The 2,060-nt window shown below is 45.5% G+C and carries 2 protein-coding genes and 1 pseudogene; 1 reads left to right on the top strand and 2 read right to left on the bottom strand.

Annotated features, from left to right (window positions below; translation table 11 throughout):
* Positions 1–340: 340 nt before the first annotated feature.
* Positions 341–742 (top strand): response regulator, encoded by a 402-nt coding sequence (locus F6K20_RS35865; RefSeq protein ID WP_008190602.1) that lies wholly within the window; start codon positions 341–343, stop codon positions 740–742.
* 145 nt (positions 743–887) lie between these two features.
* Here the strand turns inward: F6K20_RS35865 and F6K20_RS35860 are convergent, their stop codons facing one another.
* Both F6K20_RS35860 and F6K20_RS35855 read right to left on the bottom strand, forming a co-directional pair.
* Positions 888–1,748: a tetratricopeptide repeat protein gene (locus F6K20_RS35860; protein ID WP_044495524.1), complete on the bottom strand. Its 861-nt coding sequence runs from the start codon at positions 1,746–1,748 to the stop codon at positions 888–890.
* A gap of 123 nt (positions 1,749–1,871) precedes the next feature.
* Positions 1,872–2,060: pseudogene (locus F6K20_RS35855) on the bottom strand (hypothetical protein); the annotation flags it as partial.

Here is a 2,060-nt window from a genome sequence, read left to right as displayed (position 1 = left end):
TATAGTGTTGCTTAGCTAAAGCACGACTCAAAGAAACAGGCTCAAGCTTAACCAGCCAGAAGCTTCGCTTCCAGCAAGCCGTTCCACTGTCCCCAAGACACTACAATGTAAATTTGGATGCAGTGTGGGTTGGCTTTTGCCAGGAGCGTCAGCTTCCCTGGTATTAAGCAGCCTATCACCTGTATTAGTCCCATGAACATTACTAGTTAGCTAAGGATGTGGGGAAAGTAGACTTGGGAAGATGACATCTTGAATTTGAAATAGCAAAATGACAGATTCCCTGTCAAACTTATGATCAAATGACTCTTTTGCCAAAAATGACTCTCTTGATGCAACGCCCATGAAAACCGTTCTGATTGTCGAAGATGATCCGATTAATGCTCGTGTTTTTGCCAAGATTCTCACTAAGCGGGGCGGTTTGAATGTAAAGCATACTGAAGATGTAGAAGAAGTAATGCAGCTAGCCCAAGCTGGGGAGCCAGACATTATCTTGATGGATGTTTCCCTAGCTCATAGTGTTTATCAGGGTCAATCAGTAGACGGCATTAAGATTACCCAAATGCTTAAGGCTGATGCTGATACCTCTAAACTGCCCATTATTCTGGTCACTGCTCATGCGATGGAAGGGGATAGAGAAAAATTTCTTAAGCAAAGTGGTGCCGATGACTACATCTCCAAACCCGTTGTTGACCATCAACAGTTTGTTGATCAAATCATGGCTCTACTACCCCAGGACAATTAAATTCCTGTCTTGAAAATTGCCAATCTTAAAACCACCGCCCTTGAGATGATTGCCCATATTTGGCTGCCATCCCTCCCCTATTGGCAATTGATAGAGATCAAGCACTATTTTTAGAAGTCACCCATGACAGGTGGAGTTGAGCTACTTAGGGTATACCTTCACCCTGGATAATGGTGGCTTGGATTCTGGGATTTTCCAGAAACTTTTTGGTTTCAGAAAGCAGGCGTTTACCCCACAAGTTTTCCTTAAGAAACTCTAAGTTAGCATAGCGGCTATCTAGGCGGATTGCCGCTTCTCCCATTAACAGTCCCTTTTCGATATCCCCTTGGGCATACAGAGCCACAGCGATCGCAAGTTGAGGTTCTGCCGCCTCTTTATCAATCCCTATGGCTGCTTCCCATTGTTTAATGGCACTCTCCACATCTCCTTGTTCATAGTTGACCAACCCAATGTTGTTTATGGCAGGCCAAAAGCTTTTGTCTTGGTCAACAGCTTTGTTGTAAGCATCGATTGCTTCACTATACTGATTGAGCATATAGTAAGAATTGCCCAAGTCAAACAGGGCTTCTGGCACATCGGGTTTGAGTTTTAATCCCGCTTTCAACTGAGCGATCGCTTTTCTATACTCGCTTTTTTGAAAATAGGCTGACCCCAAGGTGAACAGCACTCCAGCCTCATCTGGTGCCAGAGAGTAAGACTTTTGCAAGGCTTCTATGCCTTGATCCAACTCTTGGGACTGTACGTACAAGGTTCCCAAGATAAACCAGGTTTGATAGGTGTTGGGGGCAAGTTGAGTAGCTAACTTGGCCTTAGGCAGAGCCAGGTCGTATTGTTGAAAGCGGACTAACTGAATGGCTTCTTGAGCCAGAGTTAAGCCCTGCTGTTCGAGTTCCTCTGAATCTAATTTTAGGGTATAGGGAATCAGTGCTTGTCCAGCCACTGGTGCTGACCAACTCATCAAACCCATGACAACAAGAATAGATAGTAATGGAATAGATTTAGGCACGGTACAGCCTCTTAGAATAATGACCTTAATGTGAATCTACAGGTTACGCAACTGCTGAGACTAATCCGGAAGGAATATAGCTCTAGCTTTAATCATCACGATAGGACTTTCCTGCTTCATCTGTCATCCTAGAGGATCTGACCAAGGTAAGTGTGGAGGGGTCGGGAGTCGGGAGTCGGGAGTCGGGAGTCGGGAGTCGGGAATCGGGGGGTGTTGGAAACGGGCAAGATGCCCATTCCACACAAGATGCACATTACACACAAGTTGCCCATTCCACACAAGTTGCGTAGGGTGTGTTAGGGGCGGACTTGC

Origin of the sequence: Moorena sp. SIO2C4, from assembly GCF_010672485.1 — a bacterium.
GTDB lineage: Bacteria > Cyanobacteriota > Cyanobacteriia > Cyanobacteriales > Coleofasciculaceae > Moorena > Moorena producens.
This window is presented reverse-complemented; position numbering and strand designations above follow the sequence as displayed.

Bases quoted from the DNA above. Each gene is read 5' to 3' on its own strand.
- F6K20_RS35865 (WP_008190602.1), top strand. From the start codon at position 341: ATGAAAACCGTTCTGATTGTCGAAGATGATCCGATTAATGCTCGTGTT.